14 protein-coding genes are annotated in these 25729 nt (G+C 68.4%); 7 read left to right on the top strand and 7 right to left on the bottom strand.

Annotated features, from left to right (window positions below; translation table 11 throughout):
• Positions 1-62: 62 nt before the first annotated feature.
• The 3 genes from gdhA (at position 63) to H7F51_RS01000 (ending at position 2699) form a co-directional block, all read left to right on the top strand.
• Complete coding sequence (gene gdhA / locus H7F51_RS01010; protein ID WP_185662340.1) at positions 63-1418, top strand: NADP-specific glutamate dehydrogenase; 1356 nt, start codon at positions 63-65, stop codon at positions 1416-1418.
• A 4-nt stretch (positions 1419-1422) separates the two neighbouring features.
• Positions 1423-1953 (top strand): Pycsar system effector family protein, encoded by a 531-nt coding sequence (locus tag H7F51_RS01005; protein WP_185662339.1) that lies wholly within the window; start codon positions 1423-1425, stop codon positions 1951-1953.
• 332 nt (positions 1954-2285) lie between these two features.
• Complete coding sequence (locus H7F51_RS01000) at positions 2286-2699, top strand: hypothetical protein (protein WP_185662338.1); 414 nt, start codon at positions 2286-2288, stop codon at positions 2697-2699.
• A 165-nt stretch (positions 2700-2864) separates the two neighbouring features.
• Here the strand turns inward: H7F51_RS01000 and H7F51_RS00995 are convergent, their stop codons facing one another.
• Complete coding sequence (locus tag H7F51_RS00995) at positions 2865-3785, bottom strand: tetratricopeptide repeat protein (RefSeq protein ID WP_185662337.1); 921 nt, start codon at positions 3783-3785, stop codon at positions 2865-2867.
• 155 nt (positions 3786-3940) lie between these two features.
• Between H7F51_RS00995 and H7F51_RS00990 the strand changes: the two genes are divergently transcribed.
• The 4 genes from H7F51_RS00990 to H7F51_RS00975 are packed head-to-tail and all read left to right on the top strand — an operon-like array spanning position 3941 to position 9895.
• Positions 3941-6400: a cyclic nucleotide-binding domain-containing protein gene (locus H7F51_RS00990; RefSeq protein ID WP_185662336.1), complete on the top strand. Its 2460-nt coding sequence runs from the start codon at positions 3941-3943 to the stop codon at positions 6398-6400.
• On the top strand, positions 6400-7290 hold the full coding sequence (locus H7F51_RS00985; RefSeq protein ID WP_185662335.1) for a hypothetical protein: 891 nt from the start codon (positions 6400-6402) through the stop codon (positions 7288-7290). The genes H7F51_RS00990 and H7F51_RS00985 overlap by 1 nt, the downstream gene beginning before the upstream one ends.
• Positions 7291-7300: 10 nt before the next feature.
• Complete coding sequence (locus tag H7F51_RS00980) at positions 7301-9022, top strand: cytochrome c3 family protein (protein ID WP_185662334.1); 1722 nt, start codon at positions 7301-7303, stop codon at positions 9020-9022.
• An 18-nt stretch (positions 9023-9040) separates the two neighbouring features.
• Positions 9041-9895: a phosphodiesterase gene (locus tag H7F51_RS00975; protein ID WP_185662333.1), complete on the top strand. Its 855-nt coding sequence runs from the start codon at positions 9041-9043 to the stop codon at positions 9893-9895.
• Positions 9896-10173: 278 nt separating this feature from the next.
• On the opposite strand, the gene H7F51_RS00970 is transcribed toward H7F51_RS00975, so the two are convergent.
• The 6 genes from H7F51_RS00970 to H7F51_RS00945 all read right to left on the bottom strand — a co-directional run bounded on the left by H7F51_RS00970 (position 10174) and on the right by H7F51_RS00945 (position 25727).
• Positions 10174-11064, bottom strand: coding sequence for a hypothetical protein (locus H7F51_RS00970; protein ID WP_185662332.1), 891 nt, complete (start codon positions 11062-11064; stop codon positions 10174-10176).
• A 117-nt stretch (positions 11065-11181) separates the two neighbouring features.
• On the bottom strand, positions 11182-15171 hold the full coding sequence (locus H7F51_RS00965) for a hypothetical protein (RefSeq protein ID WP_185662331.1): 3990 nt from the start codon (positions 15169-15171) through the stop codon (positions 11182-11184).
• Positions 15171-17048, bottom strand: coding sequence for a hypothetical protein (locus tag H7F51_RS00960; protein WP_185662330.1), 1878 nt, complete (start codon positions 17046-17048; stop codon positions 15171-15173). The genes H7F51_RS00965 and H7F51_RS00960 overlap by 1 nt, the downstream gene beginning before the upstream one ends.
• A gap of 1 nt (position 17049) precedes the next feature.
• Positions 17050-19005, bottom strand: coding sequence for a heme-binding protein (locus H7F51_RS00955; RefSeq protein ID WP_185662329.1), 1956 nt, complete (start codon positions 19003-19005; stop codon positions 17050-17052).
• Positions 19002-20372, bottom strand: coding sequence for a multiheme c-type cytochrome (locus H7F51_RS00950; protein WP_185662328.1), 1371 nt, complete (start codon positions 20370-20372; stop codon positions 19002-19004). Before H7F51_RS00950 ends, H7F51_RS00955 begins: the two co-directional genes overlap by 4 nt.
• Before the next feature lie 24 nt (positions 20373-20396).
• Positions 20397-25727, bottom strand: a complete 5331-nt coding sequence (locus H7F51_RS00945) for a beta strand repeat-containing protein (protein ID WP_185662327.1) — start codon at positions 25725-25727, stop codon at positions 20397-20399.
• Positions 25728-25729: the final 2 nt, after the last annotated feature.

Below are 25729 nucleotides of genomic sequence, written 5' to 3'. Positions count from 1 at the left end.
AGTCATATCATCCTGTTCAAAATAACGCTCCGGCATCGGGGCGGACGAGTGGGAGCAGGATCATGGCGCTTAACGATCACGTCGATCTCAACGGGTTCATGGACGGCGTGACGCGCCGCAATCCGCATCAGCCGGAATTCTGCCAGGCGGTGCAGGAAGTGGCCGAGGACATCTTCGATTTCATCGAGGACAAGGAGGAATACCACGCCCAGCAGATCCTGCGCCGGATCGCCGAGCCGGACCGGATCGTCTCGTTCCGCGTGTGCTGGGAGGACGACCAGGGCAACATCCGGGTGCAGCGCGGATGGCGGGTGCAGAACAACAATGCGATCGGGCCCTACAAGGGCGGGATCCGGTTCCACCCCTCGGTCAACGAGAGCGTGCTCAAGTTCCTGGCTTTCGAGCAGACCTTCAAGAACGCGCTGACCGGCCTGCCGATGGGCGGCGGCAAGGGGGGATCGAACTTCAACCCCAAGGGCAAGAGCGTGCGCGAGATCATGCGCTTCTGCCAGAGCTTCATGACCGAGCTTTACCGCCACATCGGCGCCGACGTGGACGTGCCGGCGGGCGACATCGGCGTGGGCGGGCGCGAGATCGGCTTCATGTTCGGCCAGTACAAGCGCATCACCAACAATTTCACCGGGGTGCTGACCGGCAAGGGGCTGGAATGGGGCGGATCGCTGATCCGGACCGAGGCGACGGGTTATGGCGCGGTCTATTTTCTCGCCAACATGCTGGCGGTGAAGGGCGAGGACCTGACCGGCAAGACGGCGGTGATCTCAGGCTCGGGCAACGTGGCGACCCATGCCGCGGAAAAGGTGGTGCAGCTCGGCGGCAAGGTGCTGACCCTGTCGGATTCGGGCGGGTTCATCTACGATGCCGACGGGATCACGCAGGAGAAGATCGACTGGGTGAAGAGCCACAAGACCCACCGGCGCGGGCGGATCGAGGACTATATCACGGCCTTTCCCAGGGCGACGTTCCATGCGGGCAAGACGCCGTGGGGCGTGCCGTGCGACGTGGCCCTGCCCTGTGCCACCCAGAACGAACTGCTGGGCGAGGATGCGCGGACGCTGGTGGCCAACGGCTGCCGCGCGGTTTCGGAAGGGGCGAACATGCCGACCGACCTTGACGGGGTTCATGTGTTCAAGGCGGCCAAGCTGCTCTACGCCCCGGGCAAGGCGGCCAATGCCGGCGGGGTGGCGGTCTCGGGCCTTGAAATGAGCCAGAATTCCGAGCGCCGGTCATGGAAGGAGGACGAACTCCAGCAGATGCTCAAGGACATCATGAGCGGCATTCACAAGTCCTGCCTGAAATATGGCGACGAGGGCGGCGGCTATATCGACTATGTGAAGGGCGCCAATATCGCGGGCTTTAAGAAAGTGGCCGACGCGATGCTCGCCTTCGGGGTGGTCTGACCCCGTGGCCGAGGGCGAGGCGCCGCGCAGCTTCACGCCCAATGCGGCGCACCTGGTGCGCACGGCGCTGCAGGCGAACCTGACGCTGAGCCAGATGGCGGATCAGAAGGCGAGCATCCTGATGGGCGCGACCTTCGTGGTCTTTACGCTGGCGGTGGGGCAATCGAGCCGGGGCCATGTCTCGCTGCCTCTGCTGGTGCTGGGGGTGAGCGCCTTTTTCTCGGCCGCCTTCACCATTGCGGCGCTGATGCCCGCCGTGGCGCAGCCGCACGGCGCGGTTTCGGAGCGGGACAATATCCTGTTCTTCGGGATCTACGCCAAGCTTTCCGAGGAGGAATTCGCGGCGCGGGTCATGCCGCTGCTGGGCGACGACGAGGCAATCTACCGGGCCATGCTGCGCGATATGCACCAGAACGGTCTGGTGCTGGCGCGGAAGAAATACCGGCTGCTGGGCTATGCCTACCGGGTGTTCCTGGTGGGGCTGGCGCTGACCATGGCGTGCTTTGCGGCAGAATATGCGGGGGTGTTGGGGTGAGCCTTGGGTGACACGAGTGTCACCCTGCCGGGACGGGCGTTTCTTGTGTAATCAGGTGGTTGCGGAAAAGTGCATGGGTGACACTTCTCCAACTTGAGCGGGTTTGCGGACGGTTGAAAGAGCGCGGGGGCGTGGGCGCCGCGCGCGGTGAGAATGACAAATGGGGCGGATGTAGGAAAGGGTGGGCGCGTCGGCGGGCTTTTCGGATTTTGCGCCCCAAAGCGGACTGACCGGGTGCGCTGACATTGTTGACATAGCCGATGCTCAAAACGCTTTCGCGATTGCGAGCGATGCCCAGCTAGTGTTTATCTTATGGCGATCGGGAGGGCAGCATGCGACCGCAATCAATTATATATTTTGAACGCATCATATTTGGCACACTCATTCTCGGCGTAATCCAGAATTTTTTCGGATGGAACCGAGCTATAGATCTGGTTGCGACGACGCAATCCAATCCAGTATTTTTTATAGTTTTCGTACAAATATTTACATATTTGCTGATCGGAACACTAACGCTACTTGTATCGCGTCGCCGCAGCAAGGTGGCGATGTGGATTTCTATAACAATGTTCGTAATTGGTATTCCAGTGCTTTTTAAGATAGTCGCGAGTGGACTGCTTTTTGGATCGGGGGCCATAACGGCCCTTCAAACCATCGGCCAACTAATTGCCTTCGCCCTGCTCTTCACTTCATCCTCGCGGCATTGGATGAGCGGTGAAGCCCAATCGGTTGAAGTTTTCCAATGACCAACATCCATCCTCTCCCCCAACATTCCGGCCACACGCTGCATTCGCGGGCCGCTCGATAGCCGTCGCCCCGGGCTTGATCCGGGGCCCCGCTGCCTTTCCGCGACGGTGGCGAGGCGGGATCCCGGGTCAGGCCTGGGATGACGGGTGCGGCGGTGCAGAGTTCTACTGCACTCCCAGTACCCCGGCCTCCTGCCGGATGCGTGCGGTCTGGGCCGGGTTGGCGGCGATGGCGGATTTCAGCGCGGCGCTGGCCTTGTCGGGCTGACCCAGCGTGATGCGGCTGCGCATCAGCATGATCCAGCCGTCGACGTTCTTCGGGTCGGCGGCGAATTTGCTTTCGAGGCGGGCGACCATGGTTTCGGCCATCTGGCGTTGCTGGCTGGGAGGGATCGCGGCGGCGGCCTTGAGGTCGGCGGTCGTCGGGCCGGGGATGCCTTGGGCGGCGAGCGGCATATCGGCGCTCGGACCCTGTCCGGCGGGGGCAGCTGGCTGCCTGACTGCGGCGAGGCGGCTTGCCACCTCGATCTTGTGGATCTTGCCGACCTGCTCGATCGTGCGCCTGAGATCCGCTTCCCACGGGGCGCCGGGGGGCGTGTCGGACAGGAGGGCGAGCCAGTCGGTGATGGCGCCTTCGTGATCGCCGGTGAGATCGCGGTTGACGGCGAGGAAGTAACGAGCGCGCGGGTCCTTCGGATCTATGCCGGCGGCCTTGCGGAAGGCGGACAGGGCCTCGGCGGGCATGGGATCGGACTTGCTGGCCATGACGCGGGCTTCGCCGAGCGAGGACCAGACCACGGCGAGGCTGGGCGCGAGGTTGGCGGCCTTTTCATAGGCGCTGGCAGCCTCGGCAAAGCGGCCGGCATTGAACAGGCCGGAGCCGAGGGCGCGCCAGGCGGCCGGGTCTGACGGGGCGTTTTGCGCGGCCTGTTCGAGCGCGGCGAGCGGGTCGGCCGCACTGGCGCTGGCGGCAGCTTCGGGCGGGGCGGCGGGCGTCTTGTTGCGCGTTGCGGTATAGACCACGGCGAAGCCGAGGATGAGCGCCGCGGCGCCAAGAACAAGCCGGCCAATTCGTGGATTGTTCATGGTTATTCTTGCCCCTGCCCTTCCAATTCGACGACCCGCAGGTAATGTCGCAGGAGCGAGATCGAATCCGTTTCCTGATCGGGCGGGTTTGCGTCAGGCGATGCGCGATTGCAATCAGGGGGCAAGCGCGCGGGCCGGGCTGAGTGGGGGACAAGGTGGCGGATCGTGTGCGCGTGGCTATTGTCGGTTCGGGCCCTGCCGGCCTGAGCGCCGCCGCGCGTGCCGCCGCGCTGGGCATGAGCCATGTCCTGCTCGAGAAGACCGACCACCTCTCCGACACGATCTACAAGTACCAGAAGGGCAAGCACGTGATGGCGACGCCATCGTCGCTGGTGCTGCGGTCGGACTTCGACTTTGACGCGGGCAAGCGCGAGGCGATCCTCGGCAAGTGGAACGAGCAGGCCGCCGAGGCGGGCGTGACCGTGCGCTACAAGGCCGAAGTGGTGAAGATCGAGGGCGAAAAGGGTGCCTTTGCCCTGACGCTGAAGGACAAGTCGGTGGTGGAGGCCGAGGCGGTGATCTTCGCCATCGGCACCCAGGGCAATCCCAACACGATGCGCTGCCCAGGGGGGGACCTGCCCCACGTGCAATACCAGCTCGACGATCCGGGCGAATATGTCGACGAGCATATCGTGGTGGTGGGGACCGGGGATGCAGGGATCGAAAACGCGCTGGGGCTGGCGGCCGATCCGGCCCAGCGCAACATTGTCTCGATCCTCAATCGCGGGACCGACTTTGCCCGCGCCAAGGCGGCCAACGTCAAGCTGCTGCAGGAAGCGGCGGCGGCGGGGCGGATTGCGATCCGGCTGGAAACCTCGCCCGCCGAAGTGCGTGAAGGCGAGCTGCTGCTCGACACGCGCGACGGGCAGGAGACGATCCCCTGCGACCGGATCATCGCGCGGATGGGATCAGCGGCGCCGCGCGCTTTCGTGGAAAGCTGCGGGATCGAGTTCACCAGCCCGGACCGCGAGGCCTTTCCGGTGCTCTCCCCGGTGTTCGAGACGACCAAGCCCGGCATCCACGTGATCGGGGCCCTGGCGGGCTATCCGCTGATCAAGCACTGCATGAACCAGGGCTATGACGTGGTCGAGTTCCTGAACGGGAACACGGCGCTCAAGCCTGCCGACGAGCCGATCCTGGCGGAGAAGTTCGCCCCCCTGCCCGGCAGCCGCCCGGTGGACGAATGGCTGGCGCTGTTCGGCTCTAGAATCGAGATTTTCCGCGAGCTTTCGGCGCTGCAGCTGCGCGAGCTGATGCTCGACAGCGAGGTGCGCCCCTTTGCGCCGGGCGAGGCGATTTTCGAGCGTCTCGAGGTCGGCTCCTCGCTGTTCTGCATCGCGCAGGGCGCGGTGAAGGTGGAGGTCAATCCGGCCGATCCCTCGGTCACGGTGGGAATCGGCGAGGGTTCGATCTTTGGCGAGGTGGGCCTGATTTCCGGGCGGCGGCGCGGGGCGACCGTGCGCGCGGCGGAGCCGGTGATCGTGGTGGAGCTATCGCGCAATGCCGCGCTCAAGCTGATCGCCACGGCCCCGGCGGCAGGGCGCGCGGTGACGCGAATCTCGATCGAACGGCAATTGCTCCAGATATTCGGTTCGGGCCTGACGCGCGAGGACGTGGCCGAACTGGTCGAAGGGGCGGAAGTGAAGACCGTGCGCGCCGGGGAAGTCGTGCTGGCCGAGGGGGATTCTCCCGACGCTCCCGGCGGGCAGGACGTCTATATCATCCGGCGCGGCTCGATGATCGTGCAGAAGGCGCTGGGCGGCAAGCAGGTGTTCCTCTCCTACGTGCCGGCCGGATCCTATGTGGGCGAGATGGCGCTGATCGACCATGCCCCGCGCTCGGCCACGGTGAAGGCGGCGATCCGCTCCGAAGTGATCCGCCTGCCGGGCGAGGCCTTTGCCCGGCTGCTGGCGAGGAAGCCCGAACTGCTGCGCAAGGCGCGGGCCGACATGGACAAGCGGCGCGAGGTCAACGCCTTCATCGAGGGGCGCAAGGACAGCTTCTCCGGCGCGGTCGACATGTATTCCGAGACCGCGCAGTTCCTGATCGACAACGGGATCGGCGAGGCGACCGACGCGCTGCTGATCGACGAGACGCTGTGCGTGGGCTGCGACAATTGCGAGAAGGCTTGCGCTGACAGCCACGACGGCCTCTCTCGCCTCAATCGCGAGGCGGGGCGGACCTATGCTCACCTGCATGTGCCGACCTCTTGCCGGCATTGCGAGCATCCGCACTGCATGGCCGATTGCCCGCCCAATGCGATCCGGCGCGGGCCGGACGGCGAGGTGTTCATCGACGAGACCTGCATCGGCTGCGGGAATTGCCAGCGCAACTGCCCCTATGGCGTGATCCGGATGGATGCGGTGCCGCCGAAGAAGCCCTCGCTGCTCTCATGGGTATTCTTTGGCGCCGGGCCGGGACCGGGCGAGCCGAGCAAGAAGTGGCGCAAGAAGAATGCCGGCGGCGTGGAGCAGCCCAAGAAGGCGATCAAGTGCGACATGTGTTCGGGGATCGAGGGCGGCCCGGCCTGCGTGCGCGCCTGCCCGACCGGGGCGGCGATCCGGGTTTCGCCGGAGGCGTTCCTGTCGGTCGCCAAGCTGGCGGAGGATCGCTGATGGCTTCCGCTCCCGCATCTGGCCGTGCACCGGGCGGCGCGCAGGCCAAGCGCCAGATTTCCGCCGATCACGAGGGCTTCCTGCGCCACCGCCGGTTTCGCTGGCTGAAAGTGGCGCTGGTCCTGTGTCTTGCCTGCATTGCCGGATATATGCTGATCGACGTCAAGCCGCGGCCCAACGGCGGTTCGTGGTACGGCTATACGCTGGGCACGGTGGGCGCGCTGCTGATCGTCTGGCTGTCCGTTCTCGGCATTCGCAAGCGGGCGATGACGCGGGGGGCCTGGTCGCTCAAGGCCTGGACCTCGGCGCACGTTTACCTCGGGCTCAGCCTGATCGTGGTGGCGACGTTGCACACCGGGTTTCAGCTGGGGTGGAACGTCCATACCCTGGCCTATGTGCTGATGATGCTGGTGATCGCCTCGGGAATCTGGGGCGTGGCGGCCTATGCTTCGCTGCCCTCCGCGCTTTCGGCCAACCGCGAGGAGCTGACGCAGGAGCAGATGATCGAGGGCATCCGGGCGATCGACCGGCAATTGCACGATGCCGCCCAGCCACTGGGGCGCGAGCATTCCGACCTCGTGCTGGCGGCGCTTGGCGAGGACCTGTTCGGCGGCGGGCTGATCGCGCGGCTTTCGGGCACGTGGAAGCGCTGCGCCACGGCGCGGGCGATCGAGCGCTTTGCCTTTGCCGATGCGCAGGGAATGGGCGATCCCGCGATCGGGCGGGTGGAGAAGCTGCTGATCCGGCGCAAGGCCCAGCTTGACCGGCTGCGCCGCCAGATGCGGCTGCGGGCGCTGCTGGAGGTGTGGCTCTATGTCCACGTGCCGCTGACCGTGGCGCTGATTGCCGCGCTGACCGCGCATATCGTCAGCGTGTTCTACTACTGGTGAGGCGCCCGGCATGACCTTCCGCCTCCGCACCGTGTCGACCACGGCCGATGGCCGCCGGATCGTCCGCGATAAGGTGCTGGACAAGGCCGCGCTCACCGTGGGGCGCCTGGCCGAGAACGACATTCACCTGCCCGATCTCGCGGTCGAGCCGAGCCATGCGCGGATCTCCCTGCTGCCTGCCAGCCGGGTCGCGGTCGAAGCCACCGGCACGCTGGGCTTCGCGGTTGACGGGCAAACCACGCGCACCGCCTCGATCGACGCGCGAACCGGGGCGGAGCTGCGCTTCGGTTCGACCCGGATCGTGATCGGCGAGGAAGAGGGCGCGGTCCTGCTCACGGTCGAGCCGGTGCCGGACAGGTCCGACGTCGATCCCGAGAAGGACGGGCTTGCGCTGAGCGCGGTCCTGCCGGGCAAGCGGCGGCTGGCGTGGATCTTCGCCGCGCTGATCCTCGCCCTGTTCCTCGCCCTGCCGGTGGCGAGCAACCTGATGCGCGCGCCCGACCTCAAGCAGAGCAAGGTGGTGGGCGACGGGGCCTGGACGCCGGGAGCGCTCAGCCTTGCCCACCACCAGCTCGAGGGCAAGTGCGAGGCCTGCCACGTCAAGCCGTTCGAGGCGGTGCGCAACGAGACCTGCCTGTCGTGCCACAAGTCGGTCCACGACCATGCGCCGGAAGCGCGGATCGCGTTGGCTCGGGCCGTGCCGGGGCTTGGCGGGCAGATACTGGGCTCGGTGGCCCATGCCTTCGGCAAGGAGGGCTCCGATTCCTGCGTGGAATGCCACCGCGAGCATGAAGGCATGACGAAAATGGCGGCACCGGCGCAGCAGTTCTGCGCCGATTGCCACGGCTCGCTGAAGGACCGGCTGAGCGATACGAAGCTGGGCAATGCCGCCGATTTCGGCACGCTGCATCCCGAATTCGCGCCGGCGGTGGTGGTCGATCCGGCCAACCGGACCACCAGGCGCGTGTCGCTCGACCAGGACCCGCACGAGAATTCCGGGCTCGCCTTCCCGCACAAGCTGCACCTCGATCCGCGCGGCGGGGTGGCGAAGATGGCGGCCACGCTGGCGGGCGACAGGGGCTATGGCAGCAAGGGCCTCGGCTGCGGCGATTGCCACCGGCCGAGCGAGGACGGGACGCGGTTCAAGCCGATCACGATGGAGCGCGACTGCGAGGCCTGCCACAGCCTGGTCTATGACAAGTTCGGCACGACCTTCCGCAAGCTGCGCCACGGCGACGTCGACCAGGCGATCGCGGACCTGTCGGTGGCCGGGAACACCACCCAGCCGCTGGTGACCGGCCGCGGACGGCCCGGCGCTTACGGCGCGGACCAGCTCTATTTCGCGCGCTTTACCCGGCCGGTGGGCGGCGGGCTGGTGGCAGGGATGCTGGGCAAGGACGGCGTCTGCGGCGAGTGCCACACGGCAACCGTGAAGAACGGGCACCCGGCGGTCATGCCGGTGACCCTGCCGCAGCGCTACATGGACAAGGGCTGGTTCGACCATTCGGCGCACCGGCAAACGCCCTGCGCGGAATGCCATGCCGCGCCCGGCTCAAGCTCGTCGCGCGATGTGCTCTTGCCGAAACTGGCGGAATGCCGCGAATGCCACGTGGGCGATCAGGCGGCGGGGCTGTTCCGCCCGAAGGACAAGGTTCCTTCGAGCTGCGCCATGTGTCATGCCTATCACCCGACCGGGGCCGCGCCCATGGCGGCGCGCCGGGTGAAGCGCTGAAATGGGGGCAGGACGGCCATGCTGATCGGGCAGCTTACCGACATCCACATCGGCTTCGACAAGGGCAATCCCGAGGAGCACAACATGCTCCGCCTGCGCGCGGCGCTGGACAAGCTGGTGAAGGGCCCAAACCGGCCCGACCTGCTGCTGCTCTCGGGCGACCTGACCGAAGACGGCGCGCCGGAGGACTATGCGCGGCTGGCCGAGGCGGTTTCGGTCTGCCCCTTCCCGGTCTGGCCGATGGTGGGCAACCACGATGTGCGCGAGACCCTGCGCGCTGCCTTTCCGCAGACGCCGCCGTCAGCCGATGGTTTCGTGCACTACGTGCTCGACCATGGTCCGCTGCGGCTGGTCGTGCTCGATACGCTGGAAGTCGGCCGCCACGGCGGGGGCTTCTGCGAGGTACGCGCCGCATGGCTGGCCGCGACGCTGGCCGAGGCGCCGGACAAGCCGACGCTGGTCGCCCTGCACCACCCGCCCTTCCCCGCCGGCATCCCGTGGATGGACACCGACGAGCGCGAACCGTGGGTGGCGCGGCTGGCGGGGGCGCTGGATGGGCACAATCAGGTCAAGGGGCTGATCGCCGGGCACCTCCACCGCACGATCCTGTCGCACTGGAACGACCTGCCGGTGCTGGTCTGCCCCTCGACCGCGCCGGCCGTGGGCCTCGACCTCACCCCGATCGACCCCGCGACGCCCGATGGCCGGGTGCTGATCACCGACGAGCCGCCGGGCTATTGCCTGCACCAGTGGACCGGCAAGGACGTGGTGACGCATTTCGAATATGCCGGGGATTACCGCGTTTTCGCGCGTTATGACGCCAAGCTGCAGGGCATGATCCAGGAAATGATCGCGGAGCGGCCGCAGGGTTAGGAGGCTGGCAGGTTTCGCCCGGGCAGCTGCTGCGATTTTTCGGGTTGAAAGCGGGCTGACCGGATACGCGTGCATTGCGGACATTGCGCAACGCAACCCAACCTCCCGGTCACACGCTCGCAAGAGCCGTCGCCCCGGACTTGATCCGGGGCCCCGCTGCTTTTCGGCGACGGTGGTGACGGAAAAGCGGGATCCCGGGTCAAGCCCGGGATGACGGAAGGAGGAACGGTGGCCAACTCCCGGTTAAGGGATCGTCCGCCCCTCAGCCGCGCTTGCCGTCAAAGCTTGGCTTCGCCGTTGTCCGCCGTGGCGGTGACCGGCGGCAGTTCGACCGCGGGCGCGGGCAGCGGCACGTCGAGCACGGTGTTGGCGCGGGCCGAGGCCATGTCGGTCGCCGGGGCGCCGACCTTGCCGGGCTCGATCGTGGGCAGGGCCAGTTCGAGCTGGGCCGAGGCCTGAACCGGGCTATCGAACCCGGCGAAGGCCTGCGAGAATTCCGAATGTTCGCGCGGCGCGGGAACCAGGGCGGCGAGGCCGGAGCGGGCGGCCTTGCGCTTGCTCACCGTATCCTTGGCGGCAGCGGCCTTGGCGGGCGCAATTCCGGCGCTGGCGAGCTTTGCGGCCCCGGCCTTCGCCGCGGCAGCCTTGATCCTTGCGACCGGCGCAGCGGGTGCGAGCGCCAGAGCGGCGCTGTGCTGCGCGCCGACCAGCCGGGCGGGCGCTGCGTGGAACACCGGTTCGGGCCGCTCGACGCGGGCGAGATGCGGGGTCACGATGGCGCGCGGGGCGGGCGCGGGCGCGGCCTTGGCGGCGGGGGGCGCGGCCGGAGCCACGGCGGCCGCGAGCCTTGGAGCGGAGACCGGAGCCGCCTTGACCGCAGGCTTGACCGCCGGCGCGACAGCGAGCTTGGGAGCGGTGAGCGCCGGTGCCTTGGCCGGCGCGAGCGAGGGCGCCGGAGCGACATCGGCCTGAGCGAGCTGGCTGGGCTGGCCAAGATGGAACAGATCGTTCTGCTGCGGCGCCATGATCGCCACACGGTCGAAGCGCACTTCATCGGGCACGGCGGTGTCGAGCCGGTGCTGGGCATAGTAGATGCCAACGCAGTCGGCCACGCCGACGCCGAGGACAATCGCCGTGATCCAGCGCTTCTTCGCCGTGTTCCTCGCCATGCTGCCTCCCTGTTGCCCGCGGGCACCTGCATTCCGGAGCGGCGACCTTACCACGTAAAATTACCAAGGCGAGTCAGGATTCTTCGCAGTGCGGCAAGGACTTTGCCGGTGGCGATTTCAGCGCGAGAGCCAGGCGTTCATGTCGACCGTGTCGCTCACCTTGAAGGGGAAACCCCGGCGGTTGAGGAACAGGGTTTCCATCTCAGGCCGGGTGAAAGGGCGCGAGCCGAGGCGGCCGAAGACGGCGATCTGGCCGCCAGTCTCGTCCACTGCGCGATCGCGGTCCAGCCCCTTGGAGAGGGACAGCGCGGGGCTGGGCGTCTTGGCCCATGCGATCAGCTCGGGCTTGGGTGCGGGCGAGAAGCCATAAAAATTGGGCTGGCTGCCCGGACTGGTCAGCTGGATCACCTTGAGGCCGTTGCGGCCGTCGGCCACGTAGGCGAAGAGGCTGGCATTGGTGGTGCCGACGATGACGTCCTGCGCATCGTTCATCGCCCCGCCGAAGCTGACCTTCTGGTAGAGGGCGGGCGCGAGCGGCCGGGTGATGTTGATGATGGCGAGGCCCTCGGCCCCGGCGGCGACATAGGCATAGGTGCGGGCGAGATAGACCCGGCGCGCATCGGCCAGCGGGACCGTGCCCGAGGGCATGGCGACCGGATTGCGTAGGTCGGTGACGTCGAACAGCTTGAGGCCGTCCTTGTCGGTCACCCACAGGTAGCGGAACTGGATCGCGCTGGCGCGGGCGTCGGTCAGCGGGCGGACGGCCGCCAGCTTCGGGTGCAGCGGATCGTGGAGATCGACCACGACGAGGCCGGCGTCGGCGGTGATATAGGCGACCTCGCCCGCCAGCTGGACGTGGCGCGCGCCCTTCAGCACGTTGTCCGGGTTCCAGGTGACGGCGCGCTTGAGGAAATTGTTGCGCAGTTCGCCATCGGCCAGCGTATCGACATTGACCATGATCAGGCCTTCGACGGCGTCGGTGACGGCGGCGTAGGAATAGATCGGCAGGAAGGCCTGCTCCTGGTTGATGTCACGCAGTTCGGGGGTGTTGCGGGTGGGGGCGATGGCCTGGTTGGTGGGCAGCGCCATGCAGGTGGCATTGGCCGACTTGACCTGAGTCCTGTGGCCGAGCGGGGATGACGGGCCGGACAGGATCGGATCGGACACGCCCTTGTTGGCGATCGAGGCGACGTCGTAGGCCTTGAAGCCCCCGCGCCCTTCGGCGACGAACAGATATTCGCCGCGCAGCTGGACGCAGCCGACCTTATCGCCGGTGCCCTGCACCACGTTGCGGAACTGTTCGAGCGGGACGGTCTCGCCCGAAAGCTTGCCGTCGAAGGTCTTGCCGCGGGTCCAGTTCTTCAGCTCGCGCCCGTTCTGTTCGACGTGCTGGCGGAAATAGTCGGGGTAAGCGTATTTCTGGAGGTAGGAGCCGATCACCGCCTGCGGCTCGCTCCATTCGGTAACGCGGGTGGCCTGGATACCGCCTTCCAGCCCAGTCCAAGCGTTGAGGCCGACGAAGTTCACGAAATTGGTGCCGAGCAGCATGAGCTGGGACATGATCGCGTTGTTGTCGTCCGCCGCCGAGAGGTGGCAGTCGGTGCAGGTCTTGGTCTCGGTCGTCCGTACGGTATGCGGAAAATGGGGGGCGAAGGCCTGGCTGGAGAAGCCGATCGCGCTGATCGGCGGCTGCTGGATGTAGATCCGTTCGCGGTTGACGTTGGTGGAACTGAGCACCAGCGCCGAGGTGGAGCGGACCGGGGCGATCTCGGCGCCCTTGGTGGTCATGTGCTTGCCGAGCTGGAACATCTCGTCACGCGCGACCTGCGGGTTGTAGGTCGCAAAATTGCGCGTCTCCTCCCCCTCATAGCGGTGCATCGTGGTTTTCCAGTTGGCCTCGATGGGGAGGTGGCAGCCGCCGCAGCTCGTGGTCCACGAGAGGTGGCAGGTGAAGCAGGCCATCTTGTCCGGATCGTGGGCGCGCTGATCGAGCGGCACGCCGGGGCCGAAGCGGTACAGCCCGTCGTCAGCCCCGCTCTTGCCCATCAGCTTGGCGCGGGCGGCCCTGGCGTTGAAATAGGGCGAGGCGGGATCGACCGAGTCCTTCACGAGGTGGACGCGCCATTCGAGCTTGGGATCGACGATCGAGCGCTGGACCAGCACGCGGCGGCCGCCCTCGTCCATCCACTCGAAGCGGCGCTGGCCATCGGGGTTGCGCAGCAGCGAGAGATCATTGCCCTTGGGCGGGGCGGCAGGGCCGGAGGTGCGCAGGCTGGGCAGGGCTTCGGACGTGCCGTGGCAGTCCTTGCAGCCGATCTCGATCGCGTTGGCGACCTCGCCGTAGATCAGACCATTGCCGTGAGCATCCTGCGAGAAGTGGCAGTCGGCGCATTGCAGGCCCTTTTCGGCGTGGATGTCCATCAGGTGGACCGCCTTGCCGGGGTTGGTGCCGGGGGGCACAAACTGGCCCTCCCCCTTCTTGCGCCACTTTTCCGGATCGTCGGGCGAGACGATCTTGCCCTCGGCGTCGAGCAGGTTGCCCTCGCGGTCGCGCTTGAAGATGCCGCGGAAGTTCCAGCCGTGGCCGTGATAGTCGGCGAACTGGGTGTCCTTCAGCGTGGGATTGAGATCGTAGACATTGCGAAGGAAATCGAGGTCCGACCACTTGCCGAGCGCGGCGGCCCCTTCGGGATTGCGCTCGTTGGTTTCGCGCACTTCGGCGGCCGTGGGGTACTTCTGCTTTTCCGGCCACATCTTGGGGGCGTCGGATTCGTAGTCCCACATCGTGTAGCCGAGGTAGGAATTCAGAAAGATATTGGGCTGGTGCATGTGGCAGTTCATGCACTGCGCCGTGGGGATCGCGCGGGTGAAGACGTGGCTCAGCGGGTGGCCGCTCTCCTTGACCAGCTCGCCCCCAGCGTGATCATCGACGGAGCCGTGATCGCCCTTGAGCGCGCCGTGGCCGCTCTCGCCGCCTACCTTGACCAGCTTGTCGGCGATGGTCGGATCGGCGGTGATCGTCTGCCCGTCGCGGCCGTATTGGGCATAGGTCAGGCTGTGGCGCGGTTCGCGGTCATTGGCATAGATCACGTGGCAGCCGGTGCAGCCGGAGGAGCGATAGTCACCCGGCTGGTCATTGGTGCCCATGAACCACAGGTAGGGGTCGTTGAGCCGGGTCTTGTGGATGTTGAGCACCGGGATCGCCACGCGCAGGCCCGTGCCGGGACCGCGGTTGGATTGCTTGAGATCGGGGCGGCCCGGTTCCTCCAGCTTCTGGATCGAGCCCGACAGGTTGGGCAGGCCGATCTCGGAAAAGGCCGAGCCGATGGTGCGGCCGCCGCGCTCGAACACGCGGAAGATGTCGCCCGGCGGGATCACGTTCCAGCGCGGCAGCGGGTACATTTCGGCGAGCGCGCCGCGATCCTTCTGCGCCTTGGTGACCGTGCCCGGCGGGGTGCCGGGGGAGACGATCTTGGCCGGTTCGCCCTCGCGGGTATAGGCCTCGCCGAAGAGGTAGTTCTTGAACGGGACGATGCCGTTGTTGTAGCCGGCCCCGCCCCACAGCATGGCGCCGCTGGCCATCAACGAGCGCTCCGAAGCCTCGACCGTGGCGAGGTGGCAGGCGCCGCAGGCCTCGCGCGCGACCCGAAGGTCACCGGGATTGATGAAGCGGACGTATTCGGGCGCTTCCTTGTTGAGGAGCGCATAGGAGCGCGGCGGATTGGCGCTGGACGGATAGTTCCACGAGTGCGGGTAGCGCGGCAGGACGTGGGCCTTTTCGCGCGCGGCGATGTATTGCGGATCGGTGCGCGAGAGGCGGGGATTGCCGCGCACTGCCGCATCGCCGCCGTGGCAATCGGTGCAGCCGAGCTTGACCGCCGGGGTCAGGTGCATGGTCGGCGCATCGCTCTTCACGTGGCACGAGACGCAGCCTTCGGACTTGGCGTCCATCGCCTCCTGCGTCTGGCTGGCGGGCGCGGGCGCCGACTTGGCATAGGTGCGCTGGACCGGCCGCTCCTCCTCGCTGGCAAAGACGGCGCGGTTCGGGCCGAGCAGGAGCGCGAAGGCCAGCAGCAGCAGGGGCAAGGCGAGGCGAAGGGCGCGCATCAGTAGCTCAGGACCGCATTGGCGAGGATGGAATAGTAGTGCTTCTGGCCGCCGGCATTGTCGAACAGGTCACGAAAGCCGCTGCCGGGGAGCAGGACCGCGCCGGAGAGGCGCAGAACGATGTTCTGGTTGGCCTTGGGCCGCCAGACCGCCGAGGTCGACAGGTCCCAGCCGATCGAGGCGGGGATCGAGCCTTCGTTGCGCAGGGTTTCGAGCACGGTCGTTTTCGCGAACCACAGGCGGTTGGCATTGCCGGAAAGGCGGAAGGCGGGGGTCAGGTCGAAGTCGCCCCCTGCCCCGAGCAGCACGGTGCCGGGGTTGTTGAAATTGGACTGGCCCTGATCCTTGGACGAGCGCAGGGAATTGAGGAGGCCGTTGCGGCCCGAGAGGGCGATCACCCGGCCCCCGCCCGCGAAGGGGATCGACTGGCGAATCCAGTAGGAGGTGTCGGCCCCCGCGAAGAGCGGATTCTCGACGATGGCGTCGAAGCCGCCTTCCTTGTCGTCGTAGGGGTCGCCATCACCGCTGGCATAGAGCGCGGAGAGTCGCAGGCGCATCCAGTCATGATCGAGGCTGGCCTCTCCGGCGCCCATGAAGGCGCGGATCGCCGCGCGGCGCCCGGTGAAGAAGGAATTGCGGTCGGACCCGAAGGCGGCATAGGCCTGGGTGGTGAGGTTAATGCGGCCGACGTGGCCATCGAACCCCTGCCCGATGTAGAAGGCATCGTAGGCCCGGCCGCGCAGGGTGCCGAGCAGGGCCGGACGGACCGGGAAGCCGTTGTCGTCGATCTCGATGTCGTCCGCCTCGCGGTTGCGGTTCCAGGTCAAGCTGAGCTGGCCGGTCAGGCCGGGGACGAGGAAATCCTGGCGGTAGAGATTGGCGGTGAAGACCCAATCGTCGCGCGGGCGGGTGGTGGCCTTGTTGAGGCCCGAATTGGTGTCCTTCTCCAGCCGCCAGAAAGCGGCGAGGTTGTATTGCACGCGGTTGTTGTCGCGGTTGCCGAACAGACGCGCGCCGAGCGTCTGGTCGTTGAACAGGAAGCCGCGAAAGTCCGACTGGAAAGGCTGGATGCCGACGCGGATAGAGTCGAAGTCGTAGCGCTCCGACGTGTTCCTGAGGTGATAGTCGACGAAGGCTTCCTGCACGCCGAGCCAGGCGTCGGTGCGGTGCGTGCCCTTGGACGGCTCGACGAACAGGACGCGCCGCTCCGGCACTTTCACGTAGTTGACGTTGTAGGCCAGCAGCAGCTTGTATTCGATGTGCGGCGGCTTGAACGCGGTGTTGCCCTTGGTCAGCCCGAGCCCGGCGAGAAAGGTCTGCGAGAAGACGAAGCTGGCGTCCTTGCCGAAAACGTCGAGCGACTGCGGGCGCGAAGTGGTCTGCACCCCGACCGGGATGGGAAAGGTGCGCGGCTCCAGCACCGTGTCGCTGACGGCGGTGACGGTGAGGAACCAGTCATCCTCCTTGAGGAAGCCGGGACGCTTGCCCTTGGCCAGCGGCAGGTCGCCCTTGAGCACGTTCTGGTGATAGGGGTCGGCCCGGCCGTGGCAGACGTCGCGCATGGCGCTGAACACGGTGAAGAGCGAGCGGTCCTCCCCCCGGGGGCAGAGGCCGGTGAGGATGCGCCAGCGATCGGGGATCGAGATGGTGTCGGTCGGAAAGGCCTCCGGCGGGGGCGCGCGGACGGCGCCGGGATTGTCCTGCGTGACCGGCTCGGGCAGCGGGGCGGCGTAGCCGGGGCGGCGGCGGCCGTCGATCGTCTCGCGGTCTAGCGCGGGGGGCGCGGTCTCCGCCTCGGCGGCGGGCGCGGGCGGCGGGGCGGCCTCGGCCGCCGCCTGCTGGAGCATCAGGGCCGGGAGCAGCAGGAGCGCGCTCACGCTAGAGCCCCTGACACACGTTCTGGTCGGACGTATCGAGGAACGGCGCGAAGGGGCAGGAAATGTAGCGCAGGCGCACCCCGCTGCCGACCGCAACGACCACATTGTCGGCCCGGATCGAAGCCGGGGCATTGGCGATCGCGCCGCCGAGCGCAGTGCTCGCATTGTTGACGCCGAGGAACGAGATCATGTCGTCCTGGTCGATCCCGTCGCCCGAGACGCCGATCGCGCCGACCAGCTGGCTGCCGCGATAGATCGGCACCGAGCCGGGGAAGATCTGGATGCCGTTCTGGAGGCGGTTCTGGCCGCTGACCACGTCCGGGATCTTGGTGCAGCGGCGTGCCGTGTCGGTCCCGCTCGCGCCGATCACGTAGTTCACGTGCTCGGCCAGATTGGTGAGGACCAGCGCCGATTGCAGGCCGGTGGAGAACGGGTTGAACCTGGCGATGGGGCGCGAGAACGGGCCGTTGGCCGTGCCCACCTGACCATCCGGGAAATAGGGCCGCGAGAGGTTGCCGCCGGCGCGGTCGGAAAAGGCGATCTTGCCGGTGAGCGCGGTGGGATCGGCCAGGAAAGTGCGCACGGCGGGGACGAAGCTGCGCACGTCGGCGCTGGGATCGGCGGCAAGGTCACTGCCCGCGCTGGCGCCGGAGAAGAAGGCGGCGGTGCGCGCCTTTTGCAAGGAAACGTCGATCCCGAAGATCGGCGCATCGGGCGAGCGGACCTGGCCGAGCACGGTGCCGCGCGTATCGACCAGCGAGATCGAGACCTGCGCGCGGCTATCGAGCGGCTGGCGGATCTGGGCGCGGGCGCGGGTCATGATGGTGAAGGCCTGGGCCAGCACGGTGCGCACTTCGGCGGCGGTGAGCGCCGTGCCGACTTCGGCGGCGTCGGTCCCCGCCTTGATGGGGAAGCGGGCGTTGCCCGAACCGTCCGAGAGGAGGAAGGCATCGGCATTGGCGAATTCGGTCGTGGTGGCGGCGCGGATGCCCGAGGCCTCGGTTCCATATGCGGTGCCGGCGCGGACGGTGCCGGCGAAATAGCCGGTGATCGCCTCGATCACGCCGAGCGCGGGGATCGTGGCCGCATATGTCGCGGCGGCGACGGTGCCGGCGAGCTGGGTATAGTCAGCATCGGAATAGCGCAGCTGGGTGCCATCGACGTAGATCTTGTCTGCCCGGATCGTGGTCGGGGCTTCGAAGCCGACCGTGCCGGCGAGCGCGATCCGCTCATCGGCGTCTGAATCGACATCGAGGACGTTGGGATCGAGCGAATAGGTGCCGTCGGACAAGACCCCTACCCCGCCGACCACGACGCCGTTCTTGTAGAGCGGGAAGCCGCCGGGATCGGCGCTGAGGCCGAGCGGCGAGCGCTTGGGGCCGATCAGGGCATCGGCGCCCGACACGGCGAAGCGCGCGGCAAGGTCCGAACAGGGCAGCTGGCTGAACTGGACGCCGAACAGCGGGCCGCTCTCCAACCCCGCCGTGGTGGGCGCGGGCGGGAAGTGCTGCTGGACTATCATCGAGGCGGTGCGGCTGGAGAAGGCATTGCCGCCGCTGGACAGGTAGGCCCCGGTGACGGCCTTGGCGATCGCGGCGGCCTCGGCCGGGACGTCGAGGCCCTGAACGTCCTGCCGCGAACCGTCGGGCGCCTCGGGGATATGGGCGTTGGCCGGGGCCCCGGTCATCCGCATGACGGCGAGGACATTGCCGACCCGGTCGGTTACCGCGACGACGGCTGGCTTGCCGTCGGCCTGGGCCTGGGCGGCGGTCTGGGCGAGGATCTTCTGAACCTCGGCCACGCTCAGCGCCTGCTGGCTGGGGACGGTGTAATTGGCCGTGGTCGTGCTCGGCGTGGTCGTGGGATTGGCCGCCGGGGAGGAGCCCGCTCCCCCGCCGCAGGCCGCGAGCGAGAGGAGCGCGAGGCTGGACAGGGCCGTACCGAGAGGGCGGATCATTGCAGCGCGCTCACGGAACGCGCGGCCGCGCCGAGGGCAGTGCGGAACTGCGCGGGATTGTAGCTGTTCGGGCCCTTCACGGCGGCATAGGCGCGGTTGACGTCGGCGCGGATGCCGGCGGCGGCGCCCACCGTTACCCGGCCCTCGCGGACCAGCGCATTGAGCAGGGTATCGACCGCCATGACCGCCTGGACCGAGCCCGCATAGTCAGTGAAACGGGGGCTGATCGCCTGGCCGGCAATGGTGGCGATCACCTTGAAGGCGCTGTCCGGACCGTAGGCGCCGCTCGCCAGCGCCGAGGACAGGGTGCCGGCGCTGGCCGAGAGCCGGCCCGCTGCCGACACCGCCTCGGCCCGGCCGCTGCCCATGGCGGCGTGGAAGGCCTTGCTCGCCGCCTCGAACCGCGCGGCCTCGGCCGGAGCGAGGACGCGGGCGGCGGCCGAGAGCAGGATCATGTTCTCGTCGTTATAGGGCGGCGTGGCGAAGGGCTGCGGGCGGGCGGGGTTCGCCTCGAAGGTCAGCTTGCGCTCGGGCCCGTCTTCGATTCCGCGGTGGCAGGAATGGCAGTCGAAGAAATAGAACTCGGGATAGAGGCCCTGGCTGGCCAGTTTCGGCTGCTGGAACAGCGCGAGCGAGCGGCGCACGGCTTCGGCCTGGCCGACGGCCCAGAGCTTGACGCTGTCGGTCCGCCCCTTGCGCTGGCGGTAGTCGGCATCCTCGTCATGGTGCTGCTGGAGGGCGGAGAACAGGTCCAGCTCGAAGGAGACGCGCGGGTGGCCGGCGGCCATCATCCGGTGCGTGACGAACTGGCCCGGCTGGCTGCTGCCGAAGTGGCAATCGAGGCAGACCCCGGCGCGGACCTGCGGCCGTTCAAGCGGGATGAGCCCGGCCGCGACATTGGCGGCGTGTGTGCCGGCCATGGTGTAGTGGCTGGAAATCCACGTGCCGCCCGAGGGGCCGTGGCAGCTCTCGCAGCCCACCCCGTCGGTCTGCTGATAACGCTCGCCGCGCGCGGCGGCCGGGGCGTCGGTCGAATGGCAGCCGAGGCAGGCCGGGGCCGAGGTGGCATCGCCAAGGCCGAGCGTGGCCGCGATCTGTGCCCCGCGCCGCCCGGCGAGCACGGCATAGGCCCGGCTGTGCGCGCCGCCCTGCGAGGCGGGGTCCTGCCAGTGGGCCAATTCATCCTGCCGCACGACCTTGCCGTTGCCTTCGGGCCGGCCGTGGCAAGTCGAGCCCGCGCAGCTGGCCACGCCTTCGTAGCGCGCGGCGGCATAGGCAACGCCCGCGGCCAGCACGGCCACGAACAACGCCAGCACCAGCCAGACGGCAGAGGGCGCCAGACTGCGGCTACCCCCGGTCGCGGACACGACAGGATTCACAAAGCCCCCCTGTTACCCTTCGCAGTCCTTTTCAGCATCGCAGCGGCGCTGCCACAAGTCATCGTTGCCTATTCCGGTCACCGGTTCATCAATTAGCGGTGGAGAATCCAGCAATGGCGGGGTGCCGTACTGGACCAGCGGCAAGTTGAACACCGAACCCGTTCCTCCGCTGGCGCCGGGAAGGCCGGAGAGCGAATTGCTCGTGAACGGATTACCCGACAGCGGATCGCCGAACAGGACCACGATGGTTTCGCGCGGTTGGATGATCTGCCCCGGCGGCAAGCCGCAGGCCGGGCCGACGCGGCAGCCGTTGATCGTGGAGAGCGGGTTGAACGGCCCGCCGAACATGGCCGGAACGCCGTTTACGGTCACCGCCGTATAGGTCGCAAGGCCGGTCAGCGCCGTGCCCGCCGCATTGATCACGCCGTTGATCGCGAAGGACGGCTGGGCCCCGGCGAGGCCGTTTATCGCCAGCGAATTGGCGGTGAAGCCGCGCCGGTTGGCAAAGGCCGTGTCGGTGCCGCTGTTCTGGATGTAGAGCGTATTGCCCGAGACGGTGAAGACGAGGGCGTTGGCCCGGACCGCGCCGGCGACGTTGATCACCCCGTCGTTCTGGGCGAGCCGGTCGCTCGCCTCGCTGAGCGAGGTGATCCCGCTGAGCGCGGTCAGCGCCGCGCTGGTGCCGACCCGGACGGTGGGCGCGGTGAGGCTGAGGATGCCCGCAAGTGCGCCCGCCTGGGTTTGCAGGACGATCGAGCCGGTATCGGTGACCACGTCGATGAAGGTCCCGGCGGTGAGGCTGAGGCGGTCGGTCGCCGAGCTCATCACCGGGGCGACGGCGCCGATCACGCGGATGCGGCCCGGCGTGGTGACCGCGAAGGTCCCGCCGGTGCCGACATTGCTGGCCGCGCCGTAGCCGAAGCCGAGCGCGCCGATCGTGACGTCACCCGCGGAGACGGCCGAGGCCGGGACCTGCACGGTGATCGACTGGTCGGCGAAGAGGCGCAGGGCCTCGGCCGCATCGAGGCTCCACCCGCTGGCCGCGCCCGCGCCGCCCAGCACCGTGCCCGCGCCCGGTGCCGAGTTGACCAGCAGGATCGTCTGGGTCAGCCCGCGCGTGCCGAGGCGCGCGCCGGCGCTCACCGCGATGTTGGGCGAGGTCACCGTGATCGACGAGCCCTGCGCGATGCCGTTGAAGGTGGCGAGGCCGCCCGAAGTGGCGGTGAAGGCCCCGGTGGCGCCGACATTGGCGAAGGTCAGGCTGCCGGTGGCCGTGGCCGCGAAGGCGCCCGCGCTGGCGGCCGAATTGGCGAAGGTCAGCGATCCGGTCGAGCCGATCGTGACCGAGCCGCCATTGGCCGTGACCGTCCCCGCCGAAGCGAGGTTGGTGACCGCGATCGCGCCCGTGGCAGCAAGCGTAGTCGTGCCATTGGTCGTGGCGCTGCCCAGCGTGATCGCGCTGCCGCTGGCATTGATCGCGCCGGTCGAGGTCAGGCTCGACACGGCGATCGGCCCGGTCGCGGTCAGCGTGGTGGCGGCACCCGAGCTGGTCGCGCCCAGCGTGATGCCCCCGCCGCTCGCCGTGGCGGTGAAGGCACCGCCGGCCGAGAGCAGGCCGATGCCGGTGCCGGCGATCCCCCGGCCATTGAGGATGATCGGCCCGCCGGTGGTGAGCCCGCCGCCCGCCGTGGTGGTGAGCGCGATGTCGCGCGGGGTCTGGACGAAGAAGGTGCCGGCGACCGAGACCGGGACCGCGCCGAGCACGCCGACGAAGCCATTGCCCGCCGCCGCCGTGGTCCCGCCAGAGAGGGCCGAGACACTGAACAGGCTGAGGGCAGAAGCCGCCCGGCCGGCCTGGGCCGTGAACAGCGTGGTGCCCGCGCTGGATGTGCCGCCCGCGCCGCTGGCGTCGAGCTGGAGGGTGCCGATCGAGCGGGTGGTGGCCGGGGCGGCCAGGGTGTCGGTCAGGAGGAAGGCGGCGGTGCCGCCGGTCCCGCCCGCCGTGCCCGCGCCAAAGGCGGTGGCCGAAAGGTTCATGCCGCCGGGCAGGGTGAAGCCGCCGTCAGCAAGGCTGGCCCGGGCCGTGCCCGCCGTGGCCGCGCCGCCCGCGCCCGCCGAGCCCGTGGCCGAGGCGCCGCCCGGGCCGCCGAAGGCCGAGGCCGTAGCGCTGACCGAACTGGCGGAGAGAGTGGCGGTCGACCCCGCTGGCATCAGCAGTTCGGCCAGCGCCGCGCCATTGCTGGCCGCGCCGCCGCTGCCGCCCGCCGCGCCGTCGGACGAATCCATCCCCCGCCCGCCCGTGGCGAAGGCCACGAGCGAGAGGCCGCCGGTGAGGGTCAGGCTGCCGCCCGAGAGCGCCGCCCGCGCCGTGCCGCCGCTGGCCGCGCCGCCGAGCGACGGGAGCGCGCCCGGATCGGCGGCGGCCTGATAGGTGCCGCCAAGACCATTGGCGCCGAGATCGAGCGTGGCGGCGGTGACCGCGCCGCCGCTCTGGGTGAAGAGGGCCTGCCCGCCGATCCCCGCGCCCGATTGCCACGGCGTGGTCCCCGCGCTCATGCCCGAGGCGCCGCCGAGGCCATAGGCCTGGACCGTGACCTTGGCCGCATCGAGCGTGCCGCCGGTGACGCGGATCTGCGCCGTTCCGCCGGTGCCGCTGCCGCCATTGCCGTCGATCCCTCGCAGTTCGGCCGCAGTAAAGCCGGGAAGATCGCTCGCACCGTCATACGGGATGTCGTTGGGGACGGTCGCCTCGCCCTTGGCGTAAAGGCGGACATCGGCAAGGTTCATGTCGGCCCCGGCGCCGAGCGCCTCGATCAGCGCCGTGCCGCCGGTGGCATTGAAGCCGGTGCCGCTGAGCGAACCGTTGAGGTTGAGCCCGCCCGACAGGGCCGAGGCGGAAACCACCAGCGGCTGGGCGGCATTGACCGTGCCATTATCAGCAAAGACCCGCGCCGTGCCGCCGATCGCGCTGCCCTGTACCGTGCCGATCGCGCCATAGGCCTCGGCCCGGACCTCGAACTGGCCGGTAACGTCGAGCAGGCCGCCGCCGCCCGCGCCGACATTGGCCGTGCCGCCGCGCGCCGTGGCCGCCGTGAGCCTCGCCCCGAGGCCATAGGCGCTGGCATTGGCGAGCAGGGTATTGGTCGTGATCGTGCCGCCATTGGCGAAAATGCTGACCTGTCCGCCAGTCATCGCCGGGGCGACCGGCACGTCGCCGGGGCCGGAATCGGCGACGAGATCGGCTCGGGCCTGGGCAAGCAGGGTGTCGGTCACCGTGACCGAGCCGCCGCCGCTGGCCGTGATCGACACTCCGCCCGCGGTGGCGGCGTGGGCCGCCGTGCTGCCGGGGGCGACGAAAGCGCTGTTCTCAGCGGTCAGGGTGACAAGCGAGAGGGCACCCGAGCCGCTGGCCGTGATCGTGACGCCATTGGCCAGCGCCGTAGCGCTGCCGAGCACGCTGGACGCAAAGGCCGGGAGCGCCGTGGCGGCCGAGGTGTCGACCGCGAGCGACGACCAGTTCTGGGTCTGCCCGGCGATCAGCACGCTGGTGCGGCCGCCGATGGCATTGCCGGTGGTCACATTGCCCTCGCCGCCGAAACCGGGAGCGAAGAGCGAGACGGTATTGACCTGAACGGTGCCGCCATTGTCGCGCAGCGCGACCACGCCGCCCGTGCCAGTGCCGCCCGTGGCCGGGCCGGCGGCGGCAAAGGCGCCCCCGCCCTGCCCGAGCGCGGACAGGGTCAGGTCCGATGCCCGCAGCGTGGCCTTGTTGCTGAGCACGACGTCAACCGACCCGCCAGTCCCGTTGCCGCCCGCCTGATCGCCGCTGGTGCCGATGCCGTCGGCGACGACCTGGAGGCCCTGCCCTGCGGCGAGCAGGCCCTGCGAAATGTCGATGGAGACCGTGCCGCCCTGCCCGGCCGCGCCGATGGCGGGGGTCGAGGCCGTGTTGGGCAGGCCGCTGGCATCGATGCTGAGGAGATTGGTGACGGTAAACTGGCCCGGCGCAAGCGTGCCGACGAGATCGCCCGCGACCTTGATCGTCACGTTTTCGCCAACCCGCTTGAATAGCGGCGCGAGGTAGAGCGAATCCTGCGCGGTAACCGTTTCGGCCGCGTCGACCGCGGCGTTGATTGCCGTGCCGCCATAGAGCCGCGCGGTCTGGACGAAATCGACGAAACCGGGCGAATTGATCCCGGCATAAACCGGATCGAGCGTCAGGGCGCCGGTGGCGAAGGCATAGAGCCGCGAGCCGAACTGGGCATTGCGGAGCGTGATGTTGCCGGTGGTGTTCGTGGCCGGCGCGGTCACGGTGACACTGCCGTTATCGAACACCGAGGCATCGGCGCGGGCGGCATCGGCCTGGGTCGTGCTGCCGGCATAGAGCGTGACCGCCGCGCCATCAGTAATGCCGACGGCGGCGGGATCGTAGCCGATGTTGCCCTGCAGCAGCATGGTCAGGGCGGTGTTCTTGGAGACGGCGACCATGGCCACGGTCTTCGCCTCGCCGTCGAGCGAGGCCGCCCCGCCGGTCGTGCCGGTGTGGACGATGCCCTGGCTGTCGCTCGTGCCGACGCTCACTGCGACGTCGATCAGGCCGGCGTTGAAGGTGATCGTGCCGGCCTCGCCCGCGACGAGCGCGGTCATCCCGTCGGAGCGGATCACGCCGCCCTGTTCGATCCGGGGCGCGAAAATGCCGACATAGGCATTGTTGACCGAGAGGTTGGAGGCGCTGATGAAGGCGCCCGGATTGATCCGCACGAAGGAGCCGGGCTGGCTCGCCTGGAGGAAGCCGATCTGGTTGCCGCTCGTCTGGTCGAGATAGAGCGAGCCATTGGCGGCGAGCTGGATGTCGGACGTGGTCAGCAGCAGGCTGCCGACGTTGAACTGGGAGCCCGCATTGGCGATGATGCCATAGGGGCTGTAGAACCAGACGTTGCCGCCCTGGAGCCCACCGAGGTTGGACTGGACCGTGCCGTTGAAGCTGACCGTGGCCGCGACGGCCGCGCCGCCGAACGTGGGGGTGATCCGGTTGAGCACGGTGAAATCGGCCAGCCCGCTCGACACCCCGTCGTGGAAGGTGACGGTATTGCCGGCGGAGAGGAAGTTGACGTCGGTCGCGGCCGCGCTGGCGGCGGGCGCGGTCCAGTTGATCACCGCCTCGGCGGCGTCGATCTGGATGTCGCCGGGCGCGATCTCGGTATAGCCAGATGACGTGGCCGTGTTGATCGAGCCGTTGAAGCCCTGGGCGCGAGCCGCGCCGCCGCCGGCGAGCAGCACCAGCGCCGCCGCCATCGCCGTGCCGCCGCGCAGCTGCGCAGAGGCGCAAGTCCGTGCGATCATGT

This window comes from Novosphingobium flavum, assembly GCF_014230315.1.
GTDB lineage: Bacteria > Pseudomonadota > Alphaproteobacteria > Sphingomonadales > Sphingomonadaceae > Novosphingobium > Novosphingobium flavum.
The sequence above is the reverse complement of the archived record's forward strand: the minus strand, read 5'-3'. Positions and strand labels throughout refer to the sequence as shown.

What these genes read in the sequence shown, in the direction of transcription:
- H7F51_RS00945 (WP_185662327.1), bottom strand. Translation starts at nt 25,727, where the DNA reads ATGATCGCACGGACTTGCGCCTCTGCGCAGCTGCGCGGCGGCACGGCG.
- H7F51_RS00995 (WP_185662337.1), bottom strand. Translation starts at nt 3,785, where the DNA reads ATGAACAATCCACGAATTGGCCGGCTTGTTCTTGGCGCCGCGGCGCTC.
- H7F51_RS00970 (WP_185662332.1), bottom strand. Translation starts at nt 11,064, where the DNA reads ATGGCGAGGAACACGGCGAAGAAGCGCTGGATCACGGCGATTGTCCTC.
- H7F51_RS00980 (WP_185662334.1), top strand. Translation starts at nt 7,301, where the DNA reads ATGACCTTCCGCCTCCGCACCGTGTCGACCACGGCCGATGGCCGCCGG.
- gdhA (WP_185662340.1), top strand. Translation starts at nt 63, where the DNA reads ATGGCGCTTAACGATCACGTCGATCTCAACGGGTTCATGGACGGCGTG.
- H7F51_RS00955 (WP_185662329.1), bottom strand. Translation starts at nt 19,005, where the DNA reads ATGATCCGCCCTCTCGGTACGGCCCTGTCCAGCCTCGCGCTCCTCTCG.
- H7F51_RS01000 (WP_185662338.1), top strand. Translation starts at nt 2,286, where the DNA reads ATGCGACCGCAATCAATTATATATTTTGAACGCATCATATTTGGCACA.
- H7F51_RS00965 (WP_185662331.1), bottom strand. Translation starts at nt 15,171, where the DNA reads ATGCGCGCCCTTCGCCTCGCCTTGCCCCTGCTGCTGCTGGCCTTCGCG.
- H7F51_RS00975 (WP_185662333.1), top strand. Translation starts at nt 9,041, where the DNA reads ATGCTGATCGGGCAGCTTACCGACATCCACATCGGCTTCGACAAGGGC.
- H7F51_RS00985 (WP_185662335.1), top strand. Translation starts at nt 6,400, where the DNA reads ATGGCTTCCGCTCCCGCATCTGGCCGTGCACCGGGCGGCGCGCAGGCC.